We start from the raw sequence: 16,592 nt of genomic DNA, 5'->3' as shown, positions 1-16,592 counted from the left end.
AAAGGTTAGCGCCAAGAGAGTGCAGACTGCAGACTGCGGTCTGCACTCTCTTGTTTTAAGTCGCCTGTCATTAAAATTTCGCCAACCGCGCGAGCTGGGCTTCGATAACCCGGAGGCGCTCTGCTATTTCCTCCAGGAGAGCCTCCTGTTTCTTCTGGTCGGTAGTCATGACCGGTTTTTGCCACAGCCGGTTCTGGCTAAAGTTTTCCGCGCTGCTGCCTGACAATTTGTGTAGGAAGACGTCGACAGCAGCAGTATTGGGCAGCACGTAAACTTCCTCCCCGTATTGCCAAACTACATCAGCATCACCTTGAAACTGCGCCATATCTTTGTCTACGGCGGCTGACGGCACAGGCGAGGCAGCATCGGGCATGGCCTGCAGCCGGGCTGCTATTTCCTGCAACAGGACGTTCTGATCATTTTCGGCCTCCGTGTCCGTCCGCCGCCACACCCGGGTCAGAGTGAATTCGCCCGGTTCAGCGTCAGGAAAGCCACGCAGTAGCTGCTCGCCAGCCTCTGGCGGCAATATATAAATTTTTTGCTCCCCATCCTGCCAAGCCAAATACTCATCCCGCAGCAACTGAGCCTCCAGTTCTTTAGCCGCCGATTCCGGGGAAGGTAGTTCCCGGCTATGATGTTCATCCCCGGATGCCAGTTTGCGAAAAGTTTTACCCTCAGCGCTCATAGCTGATTTAACCTCCTCTGCTTCCGCCTGTTTCAGCATCTGTCAATGGATTATCCCTGTGGTAAAAGGTAATGTAGTATATGCAGCAAGCCGGAAATGGTGTAGCCATTTCCGGCTTGCTGCTTAAAAACCTCCCTGTTCTTTTGGGTCCCGGTACTCATTAACAATTCGGGTTAAGGCTGCCTCAAAGGCCGGCTGGGCCGCGGCGCCATTAAACAGGACGCTTGTGGCCCGCTTGCGTATCTGGTCCCTGACCCGCCGGCGCAGTTCTCCATCTTGGGCAAACCGCACCGCCCAGTCAACATATTCAAGCTCATTGGCGGCAATGCCTTCCTGGATACCCAAAGCCCGCAGCATATGGGCCCCCCAACGGCTGCGAGCCATCTCGCCTTCCTGGGTGACAATCGGCAGACCCATATACAGTGCTTCCATGTTGGTTGTCCAGCCGCCGTAAGGATAAGTATCAAGTTGTACATCGGCAATGGCTAATAGGGCCACTACGTGCTTAAGCGGCGGAATAATAAACAAGCGGTTGTCTACGCCTGCCTCCCGCGCTTTCGCCATAATACGGCTAGTCAACGGATTATCTACATTGGAAACATGATAGGGTTTAAGTACGATACAGGCATTAGGCGCCTTTTTCAGGATATCAAGCAGGAGGGCGTCACGCTGAGGGCCATGCTTGATGCCGTTGGCACAGGAAACAAAAACGACAACCTCCTCGGGGATCTTCCAGTCCTTACGGGTAGGAAGGGGCTCCGGCGTGAACGGCGGCGGATACTGGGCCGCTCCCAAATTGGGCAGTCTTATCAGTGTTTCCCGGTAGTGACTATCGGCATCGGCCGGTTCAAAATCGCCGCTGATATAATATTGAATTGTCGGCATGCCGGTCGTCGTCCCATGGCCTACCATTGCGCACTGAACAGGAGCCAGCTGTAAACCGGCCAGCATGTAGGTAACGGGGTCCATACCAATGTCGGTATAGATCAAAATATCTAGTTGGCTGTCAACAATACTTTGGGCGATGCTTTCAATATCATATATATTGGGAAACCTTTTAAAATAATCGCTATGCTTGACGAATAACTCGCTTATCTCATCATGGCAGCTATCTAGCGCAAATACATATACTTCAAACTTGCTTTTATCATGGTGTATAATCCTGTTCACCATGTAGTAACTAACGGCCTGATGGCGAAACATTCTTGATATATAGCCAATACGAATTTTATCGCCTTTGCGGCGTTTCTTCCGGCTGCGGTCCAACGCTGCATATTGCGGGAAAAACCGCCGCATGTGGCTGGCGATAAAATCGCCAAACGCCGAAAGGGGCGCAACATTGTTGCCGCCGACATAGGAAATACGCCAGAAGCCGTCCATGACCGCACCGACAAAAGGGAGGAAAAACCGGCGTGACATAGACAAGCGGCACAAGTCGGTTGCGTATTGTAAAAACTTTCGCCGGTGTTGTTCTTCAATATTAAAGAACGGCACGTTAAGCAGCCAATAAGTAATGATAGCTTTGACGCAAAAAGGCACTACCGAATGGTTCCACAGCTCGGCCGCAGTAATGGGAACAGGTGGGACGGCAAAGGGATAATCCATACTGGCCACCATCAGCCGTGCATACCAATCAGCCGTACCTCTGGCAGCAACAAAATCTTCGCTACGACCAGGCGCGGCCGAAACATTGGCCTGCAGGTTGAGGGGGGAAAAAGCATCGAAGAATACTTGCCGCCAGATGATAAGGAGCAGCTGCTGCCGCTGTTCGTCTAGTTTGGCTAATTCGGTAAGCGGTGTATGGGTTAAATACTGGCGCATTTTCTCCCGCAAGATCTGGCAAAAAGACAAAAGCACCTGTTGTTCCGCCGGCGGCAACCCATCACAGCAGGACAGCAAGCGATATTTATGCCATCGTTCAATGATCTCCCAGAATACTGAGCTCTGGGCCGCCGCATTTATGAACTGAAGACAGCTGCTAAAGAACTGGTCAATAAAGAGGGCCCGTTGTGGCGCATCCTCTGGCGCAAAGGTATTATGAAGCTTCCGAAACTCCTGCCAGACTTGGTCCCAGCCTTGACTTTGGCTTTTTGCTATCAACCGGGGCAAACGTTCGAGGCCCACAGCTATCAAGTTTGGACCACCGGCAGTCCATAATATTTCTTCATAAAGATCAATATAGTCGTTTACCATGCGCTTAGCGCTGAATTTATCCAGAATTCTTAGCCTCGCCGCCTCGCCAGCGCGCTGTCTGGCAGCGGCATCGTCCAGGAAAAAAGCCATGCCGCGGACAAGGTCGTCACTATCGCCCGGTTCTGCCAGATACCCTGTTTCCCCGTGTACCACAATTTCCGGCGTGTCGCCGACGGCAAAGGCCACAACCGGCGTACCGCAGGCCATGGCCTCACAAATAGTAAGGCTTAAGTTTTCCACTAGGGACGGTGAGACCAAAAGGTCAGCCGCCCCATAGTATTCGGCTAAGAGCCGCGGTTCATTGATGAAGGGAAGGTCTATACGCGGTGTTGGCAGTCCGGTGAGCGCAGAATTATCTATCGTGCCAATATTAAGCAAAAGCAGATCCGGATAGCGGTTATGTAGTTTTTGTAAAGCCTGGCATAAAAAAACGTCGCCCTTCACACTATCGTTACAACCGCCATGGGCGGCAAACATAATGATTTTTTTGTCCGCAGGCAGCCCCAGCTTTTTCCTCAGCTTGGCCCGATCTCCCGGACAAAAATGGTCGGTATCGATGCCGTTGTAAATCAATCTGATGTCATGTCCCTGCAAAATGCTGTCTTTGGCCTGCTTTTCCAGCCACGCTGACGGACAGACCACTGTGAATTTAGCTATTTTATATACCGACGCTTTAATTAGCTGCACTAACTCCCGCTGCCGCGGGTTCTTGCTATTTTCGTCCTGTGGACATTGTGCACACCAGTTCTGCCGCCATCTGTCGCAGGAACCGGAATTCAAACACCCGGCTGTAAAGGCAAGCGGATCATACAATGTCCATACTGTGGGTTTGGCTGTCAGAAACGGCAGCAGCAAAAAGGAAAAATAGCCACCGTTGATACAGTGCAGATGAACAATGTCCGCCTGATCAAACAAAGGGTGATTAAGCACATTGATTAGAGCAGCCGAGTATAAATCAAACATGCCCTCCTGGGATTGCTGCCTAAGCAGCTTTCGTTGCCATTTAGTCTCTGTAAATGGCATTGGTATGACCCGTGGGTCGTTAGTAGTACAGTGGTGGGCAAAAATATGACCATCATAGCCTAAGGCCGTCATGCCATCTATGAGCGTCCAGACAATCCGGGCCGCCCCACCCTGGAAATCAAAACGGTTAACATGGACAACCCGCAAGTTTCTCATCTCCTCACTAAAACAACCTTATCGGCTAATTTGGCTAACCACGCCAGCGGGCGCTGTCCTTGGCCGGGAACAAAAAAAGCGGCAATTCCGCTCTTTTCCGCTAATCTATTTCGTTGCAAACAGTTTTTGCCACCAGGCGGACTGCTGCCCTTCAACTGTTTTCCCCAGCATGGCCCCTATTTCTGCCAGCAACCGGCGGTCCCGCTCAGCCAGTTCTTGCTGCCATTCGACCTCAACTTTTTTTCGCTCGCTTTCTTGGTCCTCCAGTGCCTGGCGCAAAATAGCCACAAAAGAACTCTCCATCAGCTGCATCCTTTCCTCAATAGTCTGGAGATGAACGGTGATTTTCTCCATCGCGCTTATTCGTTCGTTTTCCTGGTCCTCTAATGTCTGGCGCAGAACAGCCGCAAAAGAACCCTCCATCAGCTGCAGCTTTTCCTCAATAGTCTGGAGATGGGCGGTGATTTTCTCCAATATCTCGCTTTGACTTTTAACATTCGTTACCTCAACTGATTCGTGGGCGTATTCATCAAGCGGCTTGTTGCGCAGGTTCCGCACCAACTTGGTCACATCGTCGGAATTAGACAATATGAACATTCCGTTTTGGTACTCTATGTTCTTTGGCCTCATCTTATTTGCCCCCCTTTCAACACCCAGGCTATTACACTATATGTCAAAGAAATCTAAATTGTGAGTTTCAGGTGCAATAAATGTCTTACACGTATTGCTCACCAGTTAAAAAACCAGTGAATACAATACCTAAAAAGGAGGTTTTAAGAACATGGACGGGTATGGCTCGCCTGCAGACCAGCTTCTTTCCAGTGTAGTTCGCTCGCCCAAGGTTTCTGTCATTCTGCCTGTTTATAACTGCCAGGATTATTTGCACAGGGCAATCGACAGCATCCTTGGTCAAACCTTTACTGATTTTGAATTTATAATTATTGACGACGGTTCCAGTGATAATAGTTTAAAGATAATTGAAGCTTACAATGACGCCCGCATTGTACTCATTCGCCATGAAAAGAATATGGGGCTAGTCGCTTCTCTCAACAAAGGGATTGATGCCGCCCAAGGAACGTATATTGCGGTAATGCACGGTGATGGCATTAGCAAACCGGAGCGATTAGCCCGGCAAGTAGAATTTATGGATTGCCATCCGAACATCGCTGTATGCGGGAGCTGGGTAGAAACATTTGGCGAATGTGCTAAGACCGTTTGGGGTTATCCCATTGACCCGGGGTTAGCCAAGTGTTCATTGTTATTTCGCAATATCATCGCCCATCCTTCTGTGCTTATGCGGAGAAATATTCTCATATCAGAAGGAATGCGCTATTTAGACCTTTACCCCCATGCCGAAGATTACGCGTTATGGGTAACAATCGCTAAAAAATATGATATTACCAACCTACCGCAAGTACTGCTTAAGCACCGGATTACCAGTAAATTCAAGCAGCAGCAATTAGCGGCAACGGCCAAAATACAGCTAGAGCAAATTAACGCCCTAGGCATCACGCCAACAGAACAAGAATATTCACTGCATCAAGCCATCAGCCTGGGTAAATTCCCTAAGAGCGACGCTTTTTTCGAAGCGGTATTGCTGTGGTTTACAAAACTAAAACACGCTAACCTGACCCGCGGTTACTATCCAGAGCCGGCTTTTACCTATGTTCTACGTCAATATCTGGCGGTTGTCTGCAAAGCAACAAAGGCCAATGGCTGCGAAAATGCTTTACAGTATCTTTAGCAAGCTAAGAAGTCCCTGGTCGTGCAACCAGCACGCCCAAGGACTTCTGTTTTTTTTATAGAAACCGCCTTTATCGCCACAACAGTCCCCCGTTCGCGTACATGATAATTGAAAAACTCCTTCGCTTGCTCCCCCATTAAGGATCCAGTTCCCCCTTTGTATTCTGGCACCTTGATACTCATAAGCATTATTGTTTATGGTCGTCGACTGACTTATCTGAATTTTTAGCGTTTCTTCGGCAATGGTCTCTGGTACTTACTTGCCTGTTCCCGCTCCGGCGACCGGAAAATGCCTTGAACCATTTAGAGGATAACTTATATAATGTTCCATAGAGGTGTATAAAAATGGCCAAACGGATAGCAATCGTCGATGACGATAAGAAAATCGTTGCCCTTCTTAAAACCTATTTTGAAAAAGAAGGTTTTGTCGTGTATGAAGCACATGATGGGGCCGAAGGCTTGCGACTCATCCAAGATAAAACACCGGATATCGCGGTACTGGATGTAATGCTTCCGCAGCTGGACGGTTTTGAAATATGCAGGAAGCTACGAAAAGAAGGCAATATACCGATAATCATGCTTACGGCAAGGGACGAAGAAACCGATAAGTTGATTGGCCTTGAACTAGGCGCCGACGATTATGTGGTAAAACCGTTCAGCCCCAGAGAAGTGGTAGCCAGAGTGAAGGCTATTCTGCGACGGTCCGGCAAAGGAACAGAAGACACTAGCGACGTCATAACTGCCGGCAGGCTCGCGATTGATAGAACCAGACATGTGGTAAAAATCGACGATATTCCGTTAGAGCTAACGCCCACAGAATTCAAGCTCCTTGCCCTGCTCGCCAGCAATCCCGAGAGGGTTTTTTCCCGCCTTCAGATTATTGAGCATATACAAGGCTACTCGTTTGAAGGGTACGAAAGAACGGTGGATGCGCACGTGAAAAATTTGCGGCGAAAACTCGGCGATGCCCAGTATATCCAAACAGTCTACGGGATTGGCTATAAGTTCCTGCCGGCGGAGGCAGAAAAATGAGTGTTACTAAGAGAATAACCGGTCTTGTGTTCCTCCTCCTTGCCGTAACTGTAGGAGTAATGATATGGCTGACTGACTGGCAGATGACAACGCATTTCCAAGCCTATGTCACTGCCGTGGGCGCCGCCGACCACGAACACATGATGGGCATGTACGGCGTGCACGAGCTGGCTTATCTGTCGTCGGTTCACAGGGGACTAGCCTGGGTAGGCGCCGGTATGCTCATTGTCGGATTGGCTGCCAGTTACGTCCTTGCCAGGGGAATTTCGGAACCGCTCAGGCGGCTCTGCTTCGCTGTGGCGGAAATCCAAGAAGGAAAGTACGGCCAGAAGGTAGAGATCACCACCGGCGGCGAATTGGCAAGTCTGGCCGAGGCTTTCAATAGCATGAGCGACCGGCTGGCCACCAACGAAAAACTGCGCAAACGTCTGCTCGCCGACATCGCCCATGAACTGAGAACCCCGATTACCATAATCCAAGGCAACCTGGAGGGAATGATTGACGGCATCATCGAACCGAATAAAGCACAACTTATTTCGCTATATGAGGAAGCGGTCCACCTTAGCCGGCTGATTAAGGATTTGCGGGATCTCTCGCTGGCCAATGCCGGACATCTGCCGCTGGAAAAAACCAAAGTATCCCTCCTGCAATTGGCAGGCAGAAGCATTGCACTGCTTAACCCTATTGCCGAAGAAAAAGGAATATTGCTCTCTTATTCAGGTTCAGACGCTATCGTCGAAGCTGACCCAGGCCGGACGACGCAGATTATCCAGAACTTATTGTCCAATGCGCTGCGCTACGCGCGAACCCGCGTAACGGTGACCGTAACGGAAGAAGACGAGTGGGCAGAAGTAGCGGTAGCCGATGATGGCCCGGGCATACCGCCGGAACATCTTCCGCACATTTTTGATCAATTTTATCGGATCGATGAAGCACGTGACCGGCAAAGCGGCGGCTCCGGCATTGGCCTCGCAATCGTAAAAAGCCTGGTAGAAGCGCACGGCGGCACAGTGAGCGTCCATAGCGTCCCAGGCGAAGGCACTACCTTTATGGTGCGGTTTAAGAAGTTGTCCGCCTGTTAATGCTGCAAACTAACAATGCAAAAGTATTCATAACATTTGTAAAAATATTGCAACCACAGGCGAAAAATTCGGGAAGGAGTTGGCAGCCATGACGCGACGGATGCAAAAGATTTTGGTTATTGAAGACTCTAATATCATCCGCATGGAAGTCAAGTTAATTCTTGAAAAGCACGGATTTACCGTTTTGGAACTAAACAATGCGGAAGATTTACTTAAACACATATGGCGTTACTATGATGTCGATCTCTTAATTCTCGATATAACTTTGCCGGGAATGGACGGGTTAACTGCGCTCCAGCAGCTGCAGCACGATCAACATTTTGCTTACATACCGGTTATCATTTTGACCGGTCTTTCCGACCGGGATACAGTCCGCCGGGCCATTGCCGCCGGTGCTGTAAATTACATAAAAAAGCCTTTTGCCCGAGAAGAACTGCTTGAGCGCGTACAGCACGCATTAGGAATTTCCCCGCTGGAACAAAACCAGCCTCCCTTAGCAATCGAAGATGTAGTTCGCCTGGAGATTAACCGGGCGCGCAGAGCAAAAACAAAGATTACCCTCCTCGGGTTATACTTGCCGCCTAAATTGCGGTCCATTGACAATTCACCACAACTTTTTGCCGCTAAAGACACGATTAAGTCATTGATCCGGGAGATAGACTCGGTCTTTTTAACCGAGCAACGTAATTTATTGCTTATCTTGCCCTTTACCGGTGTAGAAGGCATAACCGTCGTACTAGATAAACTGAAAAGTCAGCTGCCCATGCTAAAAGATGAAGGCATTTTAACGGTTAGTGCTACCTATCCCGACGACGGGGAAACGGTCCACGATTTGCTGAACGTACTGGAGAAAAAACGCAGTAGCGCGTCAAACACCAGCCTTCCGGATTGACCAGCCCCATTAACCATAGACAAGTTAGCAACCATTCATACCATCCAGGCAGGTTCTTTTGAAAGCAGACGCGCTTTTTAGCAAAACCGCAAAGGGCTACGCGCGCGACAGTTGTCGCGCGAGATTAGTTCAAAAACTTACTTTTCATCGCTTGTGGTGCCAACTATTGGCATGATTATCTTCGCGGTTAAAAAAATATTCTTTCCTGATATAATAACAGAGGCCGGGAGAAAAAGCCCCCGACCTCTGCTTTTATTTTATGCACAAATCCTCGCCATTAAGAATTTTTTTCATATTCTTCATCGGGCACATTTTGCCGCACATGGTACAGGTATCCTCGTGTTCCGGTCTGGACGATTCCCGGTAGCGACGGGCCTTTTCCGGATCAAGGGCCAATTCGATCATGCGCGGGAAATCCACGTTCGCCCGGGCCTCACTCATCGCATTGTCCCAATCACGGGCTCCCGGAATGCCCTTCGCAATATCAGCGGCGTGAGCAGCAATCTTCGCCGCGATTATGCCTTCTTTCATGTCATCAAGATCAGGTAAGCGCAGGTGCTCAGCCGGCGTTACATAGCAGAGAAAATCAGCGCCGTGGGCCGCGGCGATCGCCCCGCCGATGGCGCTCGTAATGTGGTCATAGCCCGGAGCGATATCGGTAACGATCGGGCCTAGGACATAAAACGGAGCGCCATGGCACAGCCGTTTCTGCAGCATCATGTTTCCTGGTATTTCATTGATCGCCATGTGGCCAGGTCCTTCAATCATTACCTGAACGTTTTTCTCCCAAGCTCGTTTGGTTAACTCGCCCAGGACAATCAGTTCTTCGACCTGCGCAGCGTCGGTAGCGTCGTGAATAGAACCGGGGCGGCACGCGTCACCCAAACTTAGCGTAATATCGTACTTAACACAAATATCGAGCAGCCGGTCATAATATTCATAGAAGGGATTCTCTTGATTGTTCAGTTCCATCCAGGCAAAAAGCAGCGAGCCGCCCCGAGAAACAATATTGGTCAACCGTTTATTCCGTTTAACCCTTTCCGCCGTGGCCCGGTTGATCCCGCAGTGAATGGTCATAAAATCGACGCCGTCTTCCGCATGGGTCTCTACGACCTTAAAAAATTCGTCCACCGTTATGTCCTTGAGGTCCTTTTCTAACATCCCCACCGCATCATACATCGGAACGGTGCCAATCATCGCAGGTGACATCTCAACCAACTTTCGCCGAAATTCCCGGGTCTTGCCGTAGCAACTTAAGTCCATGATGGCTTCAGCCTTTAATTCAATTGCCTTTCTTGCTTTTTCCAGTTCCAGTTCAATATTGCAGCAATCCTTAGAAACGCCCAAATTTACATTGATTTTGGTCCGAAGCCCCGCGCCAATGCCTTCAGGATCTAAGTTGCGGTGATTTTTGTTCGCGGGAATTACCACTTGCCCGCTGGCTACCAGTTCTCGCAGCCGGTTTGGATCCATTTTTTCTTTAGCGGCGACGATTTTCATCTGCTCAGTTATTATCCCTTTTCGCGCCGCATCCATTTGGGTAGTGTACGTCACGTTAATCCCAACCTTCCTTATATTAGTGTAAAAAGAAAAAGCAAGCGCAGAAAAGCTTGCTTCGTATTGTTCGATGAAAGCTTCCCTACGGTGGTGCTAACCACATCAGGTTCCAAGGGTCAGACATGCCGTCTTCTCAGCCAACAGGCCCCCCCAGCTCTCTGTCTATTCATCTATTTACATTGTATTCCAGATTAGGAGTAATGTAAAGTATCCCTGTTTAATTCTTTATCCCCAGACTTTTTTGAAGGTACCAAGACGACCGGGATCCCCTCGCTCGCCATTAACCGGCCCCGCGCCCAAACCTGGTTGATGTTCAGATCAGAGGCAAGAACTACAAAGTCCGCGTCAGACCCACTTGGATGCTGCCTTTGTTAGGCCACTGCTTAAGAGCCTTGGCTACGTTGGCGGTGACTACCTGGATCGTCTCCGTCAGCGGCAACCCTTCCTCTTGGACCAGGTCGCGCAGGTTTGCCCGGAATGAGTCTTGATTAGCTACCATGCCAGAGCGCCATAAAAAATCTCATCCCTACGCATTGCGCAAGAATTAAGATTAAAGCTAAAATAAATTTATCGAGGTTTTAGCACAGCGGAGGTGCCGAGTGTATTGGTGCGTTTTTTTAACACTGAACAAGGCGTCTATACTTTGTTGACGATGACGGCAGTACTTTGGGGAGGTAACGCGGTAGCGGCCAAGTATACAGTTGGCGAGTTGCCGCCGGTTACGACCGCATTTTTACGCTTCGCCGCGGTCAGCGTCATTTTAATTGTTCTGGCGTTTTATATTGAAGGTAAAAAATGCCTGCCCCGCCGGGAACAGCTGCCTGGCATCATTGCCATGGGGCTAACCGGGATAGCCCTGTTTAATTTTTTAATTTATAGCGGCGTCAAATTATCGACGGCTACCAACATGAGCCTGCTAAACGCGGTAGGCCCGGTGACTACGGCCTGTCTGGCAGCGCTCCTGCTAAACGAACGCTTAACCTTGCGCCAGTTGGCAGGGGTAGCCATATCTTTTTTCGGGGTTATTATCGTAGTCGCCAAAGGCAGCCTGGCCGTGTTGACCGGGCTTAGCTTTAACATCGGCGACATTATGCTGGCGCTAGCGCAGGTGAGCTGGGCCGTTTACTCCGTCATCGGCCGCAAAGTAATGCGCACCATGTCAGCACTGGCGGCAACCGCCTGGGCGAGTGTAGTGGGCTCGCTCATCCTGTTCATAATTGCGCGCATGGAGGGATTTAACGGCACTATTGCCCTGAGTTTCTTCGGCTGGGTTAGTATGGCATACATGGTACTGGGAAGTGGCTGTTTAGCCTTTTTCTGGTGGAATCATGGAGTATCGGTTCTCGGTCCCCATCGGGCAGCGATATTTATGAATATCGTGCCGGTAGCGGGGACGATCTTGGCCGTCTTGTTGGTAAATGAAGCGGTTTCCTGGCAACAAATTGCCGGCGCTATGTTAATTATCGCCGGGGTTTATCTCACGACCCAGAGCTCTGATTAGTGGAGGAAAAAATAACCAAAGAGCGAACTATACCTTTAAAAACGCAACTAAGCGAAAGGGGTTATTACTATGGCAACCGTACAAACGAAATATCTAGGCGGGCTACGCACCGAGTCGGTACATCTCCAGTCCGGAAGCAAACTAATTACCGACGCCCCCACCGATTATCATGGCAAGGGGGAAGCATTTTCGCCTACTGACCTTCTGGCTACGGCTTATGGGGCCTGCGTGTTAACCATCATTGGCATTGCCGCGCAAACTCACGGCTTTAACATCGATGGCGCAGAGGTGCATACAACGAAAGTAATGGGAACCGATCCCCGCCGGATAGTAGAATTAATTACCGAAATTATTCTGCCCCATAATAATTACAGCGCCAAAGAACGAAAGATCATCGAGCTTGCGGCTAAGGAATGCCCGGTATACAACAGCCTCCACCCTGACATGAAGAAAACGGTGACATTCAAGTACCTTGGCTAACAACTGCCTTGCAAACTCGTTTACTATTGGCGCAGTTTCGTCGAAGTTTTAATTTTCAGATGCGAATTTGTTATTGACACATCCCGATCGGCATAGTATATTTATTGGCAAATAATATTTCTTGGCAATGAAGCCTTCGCACAACGCGAAGGCTTTTATGCTTAATAGGACAATGGCGTCCTAAGGCTTTGGCCTTAGGACGCCTTCCTGTTTTTCACGGCGAAAGGAGGAATACGGCAATAAAATGATTTCTACCATCCATGGAATACCTAATTAACTTAGCAGAAGGAAGGGATAAGGATGAAAAAGTTATGGACCATATTAAGTTTGTGTCTCCTAATGCTATCCATTTTTATGCCGGCGGCGTTTGCCGATGGCGCCACTCCTGAACCAGCCAAAATTGACACCGGTGATACTACCTTTGTCCTAATTAGCGCCGCCCTTGTCATGCTCATGACCCCGGGGCTTGCCTTATTTTACGGCGGCATGGTCCGAACCAAAAATGTATTAAACACCATTATGCAAAGTTTCTTCATTGTCAGTCTGATCTCTGTCCAATGGGTGCTATGGGGTTATTCGCTAGCTTTCGGCCCAGACGTCAACCACATTATCGGTAGTTTGGACTGGATTGGCCTCAAAGGTGTCGGCCAGGAGCCAAACGCCGATTATGCCGCAACCATCCCCCATTTCGCGTTCATGATCTTTCAAGCAATGTTCGCCGTTATTACCCCTGCCCTTATTACCGGCGCATTTGCCGAGCGAATGAAATTTCCGGCATTCGTTGTCTTCACCCTAATTTGGGCCACCGTTGTGTATGACCCGGTTGCCCATTGGGTATGGGGTGTAGGCGGCTGGATGCGTGAGTTAGGCGTCCTTGATTTTGCCGGCGGAACCGTCGTCCATATTCTTTCCGGTGTTTCCGGCTTGGTTATTGCTTTAATGCTTGGCAAGCGCAAAGGTTATGGTTCAGAGGCTATACTGCCCCACCACCTCCCCATGACCGTAATCGGTGCCTCTCTTCTTTGGTTTGGCTGGTTCGGGTTCAATGCCGGCAGCGCCCTTTCGGCCAACGGCCTTGCCGCCAGCGCTTTCACAGTAACAAATACCGCAGCCGCCGCTGCCACCGTTGCATGGGTCTTCACGGAATGGCTGTTTCATGGTAAGCCTACCATATTAGGCGCCGCCAGCGGCTGTATTGCCGGCCTGGTTGCCATCACTCCGGCCGCCGGTTTTGTCGGAACACTACCGTCCGTAATTATTGGCCTGGTTGCCGGTATTTTCTGCTTCTTGGCTGTAAGTGTGGTAAAAACCAAACTTGGTTACGACGACGCGCTTGATGCCTTTGGCGTGCACGGCATTGGCGGCACTTGGGGAGCTATTGCAACCGGCCTTTTTGCCTCCAAAGCAGTAAACCCCGCCGGTGCCGACGGCCTGTTCTTTGGCAACCCTGAGCAATTAACCACACAGCTCATTGGTGTTGCGGCAAGTTGGGCGTTTGCCATTGTCATGACGTTCATTATTCTCAAAGTCATGGGTATGTTTATGCAGCTGCGGGCCAGTGAAAATCAAGAGGTTATGGGCCTCGATCTCACTGAACACGGCGAACGCGGCTATGCTTATCAAGACCTGATTACAGGTTCGCCCATCAGTTATGACTTACCAGCGGGAAAAGCGGTGGCAGCAAATACGTCCATTAGTTTAAATTCGTAAATAAAAAAATTCATATTGTGCCGGAGGAAAACAATGAGAAAGATGACTAAAATTGAAATTATTACCCGTCCGGGCAAACTGGATGAACTCAAGGAGGCGCTAAACGCCATCGGGGTCACCGGCATGACGGTGAGCCAGGTGTTTGGCTGCGGACTACAAAAGGGATATACCGAAATATATAGGGGAAAAGAATATAATATTAATCTTTTACCCAAAATTAAAGTAGAAATTGTCGTATGCGAGGTACCGGTAGAAAAGGTGCTGGAAACCGCTAAACAGGTGTGTAGAACAGGCAATATCGGTGATGGCAAGATCTTTGTCTATCCTATAGAAAACGCCGTGCGAATTCGCACCGGCGAAGAAGGCGACATCGCAATCATGGATCCAAAGGACGTACCAAAATAAGGAATATTTAATAAAATAAGGCTAATTGTATATTTAATCTTAAATTCAAGCTTACAATTTTGTTATTAAAAGGGTGGGTTTTTATAGCTAACTGTTACAAAAATCCAAGGAGGAGGTCTGCTAATGAAACAGTATCAAAAGCTTTTATTGGGCTTTATCTTAGGCATTGTTGTTGGCTTAATTGGCTATTATTTCTTACCGCAAAAAACCTACCCGTTCATGAAAACCTTTACTGATTTTGCACTTTGACCGGTGCAGTATTCCTTAGATTGATTTTCATGGTCGTTGTGCCCCTGCTGGTATCAGCGCTGATGCTGGGTGTTTATGAACTGGGTAAAGGTCGCAACCTAGGCAAAGTAGCGGGCAGATCCATAGCGTTCACTCTGGTTTTAAGCTTTTTGGCAAGTAATTATCGCTGTTTCGTTGACCAGTATACTCCAGCCGGGTGTCGGGGTGACCTTTGATAAGGCTGAGCTCGCCAAAAACCAAGGCGTACTGTCTATTAGCAAAAACGTCGAAGCCGCAAAAAATAAACCCTGGTACCAGTATTTCATTGAACTAATTCCGCAAAACCCGGTTGACTCCGCGGCCAGAGCCTTCGGCGGCGAAATTATCGCGCTCATGTTTTTCTCGCTAATTTTCGGCTACGCGCTTAGCGTGACCGTTAAGGATGAAAATAATCCGCTTATCAAAGGACTTGACACCGTATTCACTGCCTCATTGAAGGTTATTGAGTGGGCTATGCTGCTCGCACCCTACGGCATCTTCGCCATCGTTTTCAATACCACCTACAGACTCGGCGCAGGCTTTTTGCAGAACGTGGCTTACTTCGCCGGCGTCGTCGTGCTCGGTCTGCTGATTCAACAGTTTGTTGTTTATAGCGCTTTCCTAAAAATCTTTGCAAAAACCAACCCCTGGGAGTTCTTCAAAGGCTGTAAAGAAGTTTACGTTTATGCGTTCTCAACCGCTTCTTCCAACGCGACTCTGCCGATCGCACTTGAAGCTGCTGAAAAGACTTTAAAAATGCCCCCGCAGATTGCCCGTTTCGTACTAACGTGCGGCGCATCCGCCAACCAGAACGGGACAGCATTGTTTGAAGGCGTCGTTGTTTTATTCTTGGCGCAAGTTTATGGCATCAACCTCCCCCTTGAAAGCCAGTTTGTTGTTGTGTTAATGTCCGTATTGGCCGGCATAGGCACAGCGGGTGTTCCAGGCGGGTCTCTGCCGCTGATCGCAATACTATGCGTTTCGGTAGGTATTCCTGCGGAAGGCATGGGCTTGATACTGGGTGTTGACCGCTTCCTGGATATGTGCAGAACTACGTTGAACGTATCCGGCGACTTGGTCATCACCAAACTGGTTAGCGCAACCGTATCCCAAAAAGATATTGAAGCGGCGAAAAACTTTGAATGTTAATTAAACGGATGATAAACCTCAAAGGGCACTCTTGACGAGTGCTCTTTATTATGCTAATTAATTATATAACATAACCAGCTGGTAACGGGAGGAAGTTGGCAATGAACGTTTTAGGTATCATCGGAAGTCCAAGGAAAAATGGCAACACAGCCGCGCTGGTAAACGCCGTCTGCAAAGGAGCCGCAGCAGCCGGGCACCAAACAGAGGTTATTAATATAACTGACCTGAACATTCACGATTGTGTCGCATGTGGTACGTGCAAGACCGGCAAGATCGAATACTGCGCCATTAACGACGACATGCAGAAATTATATCCGAAAATTGTAGAGGCAGATTGTCTTGTTCTTGGCACGCCGGTGTACATGGGCCAAATGACCGGCCAAATGAAGAACTTTTTTGACCGCTGGTACACCTTCATGGATGCTAACTATCAAATACGGTATCTGCCAGGCAAAAAATACATTACCGTTACGGCCAGCGGCGCCCCCGCAGAAGCTTTTCAATCTTTATCAGACTACCTAAACCATTGGCTTGGTAGCTTTTTCAAGCTGGAGCTCGTGAAAAATATTGTCGGCGGAAGTTTGGGCCCGGCCGATGCCATTAACAGCCAGCCAGAACTTTTGGCCATGGCCGAGAACATCGGTCGTAACCTAAAATAATTCAAGGCCAATAACGCCGCCTTCATAGTAATAGGGCTTCACCACTACCGTGGTGAAG

17 protein-coding genes and 1 riboswitch are annotated in these 16,592 nt (G+C 49.1%); of the genes, 12 read left to right on the top strand and 5 right to left on the bottom strand.

The annotated features are described in order from the left end of the window. Window positions 1–70 precede the first annotated feature (70 nt). From TCARDRAFT_RS03810 to TCARDRAFT_RS03800, 3 genes are all read right to left on the bottom strand, one after another. Window positions 71–685 (bottom strand): hypothetical protein, encoded by a 615-nt coding sequence (locus tag TCARDRAFT_RS03810; protein WP_007288682.1) that lies wholly within the window; start codon window positions 683–685, stop codon window positions 71–73. Window positions 686–808: 123 nt separating this feature from the next. Further along, a complete protein-coding gene (locus tag TCARDRAFT_RS03805; RefSeq protein WP_007288681.1) occupies window positions 809–4,057 on the bottom strand; it encodes an O-linked N-acetylglucosamine transferase family protein in 3,249 nt (1,082 codons plus the stop codon). A 105-nt stretch (window positions 4,058–4,162) separates the two neighbouring features. After that, window positions 4,163–4,687: a hypothetical protein gene (locus tag TCARDRAFT_RS03800; protein ID WP_007288680.1), complete on the bottom strand. Its 525-nt coding sequence runs from the start codon at window positions 4,685–4,687 to the stop codon at window positions 4,163–4,165. A 151-nt stretch (window positions 4,688–4,838) separates the two neighbouring features. Here TCARDRAFT_RS03800 and TCARDRAFT_RS03795 point away from each other — a divergent pair, with 151 nt between their 5' ends. From TCARDRAFT_RS03795 to TCARDRAFT_RS03780, 4 genes are all read left to right on the top strand, one after another. After that, the gene (locus TCARDRAFT_RS03795) at window positions 4,839–5,801 is read left to right on the top strand and encodes a glycosyltransferase family 2 protein (RefSeq protein WP_007288679.1); all 963 of its coding nucleotides are present in this window, start codon (window positions 4,839–4,841) and stop codon (window positions 5,799–5,801) included. Between the two features lie 344 nt (window positions 5,802–6,145). Next, complete coding sequence (locus tag TCARDRAFT_RS03790; RefSeq protein WP_007288678.1) at window positions 6,146–6,832, top strand: response regulator transcription factor; 687 nt, start codon at window positions 6,146–6,148, stop codon at window positions 6,830–6,832. Continuing rightward, a complete protein-coding gene (locus TCARDRAFT_RS03785; protein WP_007288677.1) occupies window positions 6,829–7,914 on the top strand; it encodes a sensor histidine kinase in 1,086 nt (361 codons plus the stop codon). Before TCARDRAFT_RS03790 ends, TCARDRAFT_RS03785 begins: the two co-directional genes overlap by 4 nt. 88 nt (window positions 7,915–8,002) lie before the next feature. Next, complete coding sequence (locus TCARDRAFT_RS03780; protein ID WP_007288676.1) at window positions 8,003–8,806, top strand: response regulator; 804 nt, start codon at window positions 8,003–8,005, stop codon at window positions 8,804–8,806. Window positions 8,807–9,058: 252 nt separating this feature from the next. Here TCARDRAFT_RS03780 and thiC read toward each other — a convergent pair whose 3' ends face one another. Together thiC and TCARDRAFT_RS15440 are read right to left on the bottom strand one after the other, a co-directional pair. Next, window positions 9,059–10,360 carry a phosphomethylpyrimidine synthase ThiC gene (thiC, locus tag TCARDRAFT_RS03775; RefSeq protein ID WP_007288675.1) on the bottom strand — a complete coding sequence of 434 codons (1,302 nt, stop codon included), beginning with the start codon at window positions 10,358–10,360 and terminating at the stop codon, window positions 9,059–9,061. Window positions 10,361–10,425: 65 nt separating this feature from the next. Then, window positions 10,426–10,525: riboswitch (TPP riboswitch) on the bottom strand. A gap of 169 nt (window positions 10,526–10,694) precedes the next feature. Further along, window positions 10,695–10,862, bottom strand: a complete 168-nt coding sequence (locus TCARDRAFT_RS15440; protein WP_156784633.1) for a hypothetical protein — start codon at window positions 10,860–10,862, stop codon at window positions 10,695–10,697. 108 nt (window positions 10,863–10,970) lie between these two features. Between TCARDRAFT_RS15440 and TCARDRAFT_RS03770 the strand changes: the two genes are divergently transcribed. The 8 genes from TCARDRAFT_RS03770 (at window position 10,971) to TCARDRAFT_RS03745 (ending at window position 16,534) form a co-directional block, all read left to right on the top strand. Beyond that, window positions 10,971–11,864, top strand: a complete 894-nt coding sequence (locus TCARDRAFT_RS03770; protein ID WP_007288674.1) for a DMT family transporter — start codon at window positions 10,971–10,973, stop codon at window positions 11,862–11,864. A gap of 69 nt (window positions 11,865–11,933) precedes the next feature. Beyond that, a complete protein-coding gene (locus TCARDRAFT_RS03765) occupies window positions 11,934–12,344 on the top strand; it encodes an OsmC family protein (RefSeq protein ID WP_007288673.1) in 411 nt (136 codons plus the stop codon). 300 nt (window positions 12,345–12,644) lie between these two features. Next, entirely contained in the window at window positions 12,645–14,054 is a 1,410-nt protein-coding gene (locus TCARDRAFT_RS03760) for an ammonium transporter (protein WP_007288672.1), read from the top strand. 33 nt (window positions 14,055–14,087) lie between these two features. Continuing rightward, on the top strand, window positions 14,088–14,459 hold the full coding sequence (locus tag TCARDRAFT_RS03755; protein WP_007288671.1) for a P-II family nitrogen regulator: 372 nt from the start codon (window positions 14,088–14,090) through the stop codon (window positions 14,457–14,459). Window positions 14,460–14,582: 123 nt separating this feature from the next. Next, entirely contained in the window at window positions 14,583–14,708 is a 126-nt protein-coding gene (locus TCARDRAFT_RS16175; RefSeq protein ID WP_007288736.1) for a hypothetical protein, read from the top strand. 29 nt (window positions 14,709–14,737) lie between these two features. Next, window positions 14,738–14,923, top strand: a complete 186-nt coding sequence (locus TCARDRAFT_RS16350; protein WP_198003886.1) for a cation:dicarboxylate symporter family transporter — start codon at window positions 14,738–14,740, stop codon at window positions 14,921–14,923. Beyond that, complete coding sequence (locus TCARDRAFT_RS03750) at window positions 14,883–15,875, top strand: dicarboxylate/amino acid:cation symporter (protein ID WP_198003885.1); 993 nt, start codon at window positions 14,883–14,885, stop codon at window positions 15,873–15,875. Before TCARDRAFT_RS16350 ends, TCARDRAFT_RS03750 begins: the two co-directional genes overlap by 41 nt. 101 nt (window positions 15,876–15,976) lie before the next feature. Further along, on the top strand, window positions 15,977–16,534 hold the full coding sequence (locus TCARDRAFT_RS03745; protein WP_007288669.1) for a flavodoxin family protein: 558 nt from the start codon (window positions 15,977–15,979) through the stop codon (window positions 16,532–16,534). The last annotated feature ends 58 nt before the right edge of the window (window positions 16,535–16,592 follow it).

It is taken from the genome of Thermosinus carboxydivorans Nor1, from assembly GCF_000169155.1.
In the GTDB taxonomy this organism is placed as follows: Bacteria; Bacillota; Negativicutes; order Sporomusales; family Thermosinaceae; genus Thermosinus; species Thermosinus carboxydivorans.
The sequence above is the reverse complement of the archived record's forward strand: the minus strand, read 5'-3'. Positions and strand labels throughout refer to the sequence as shown.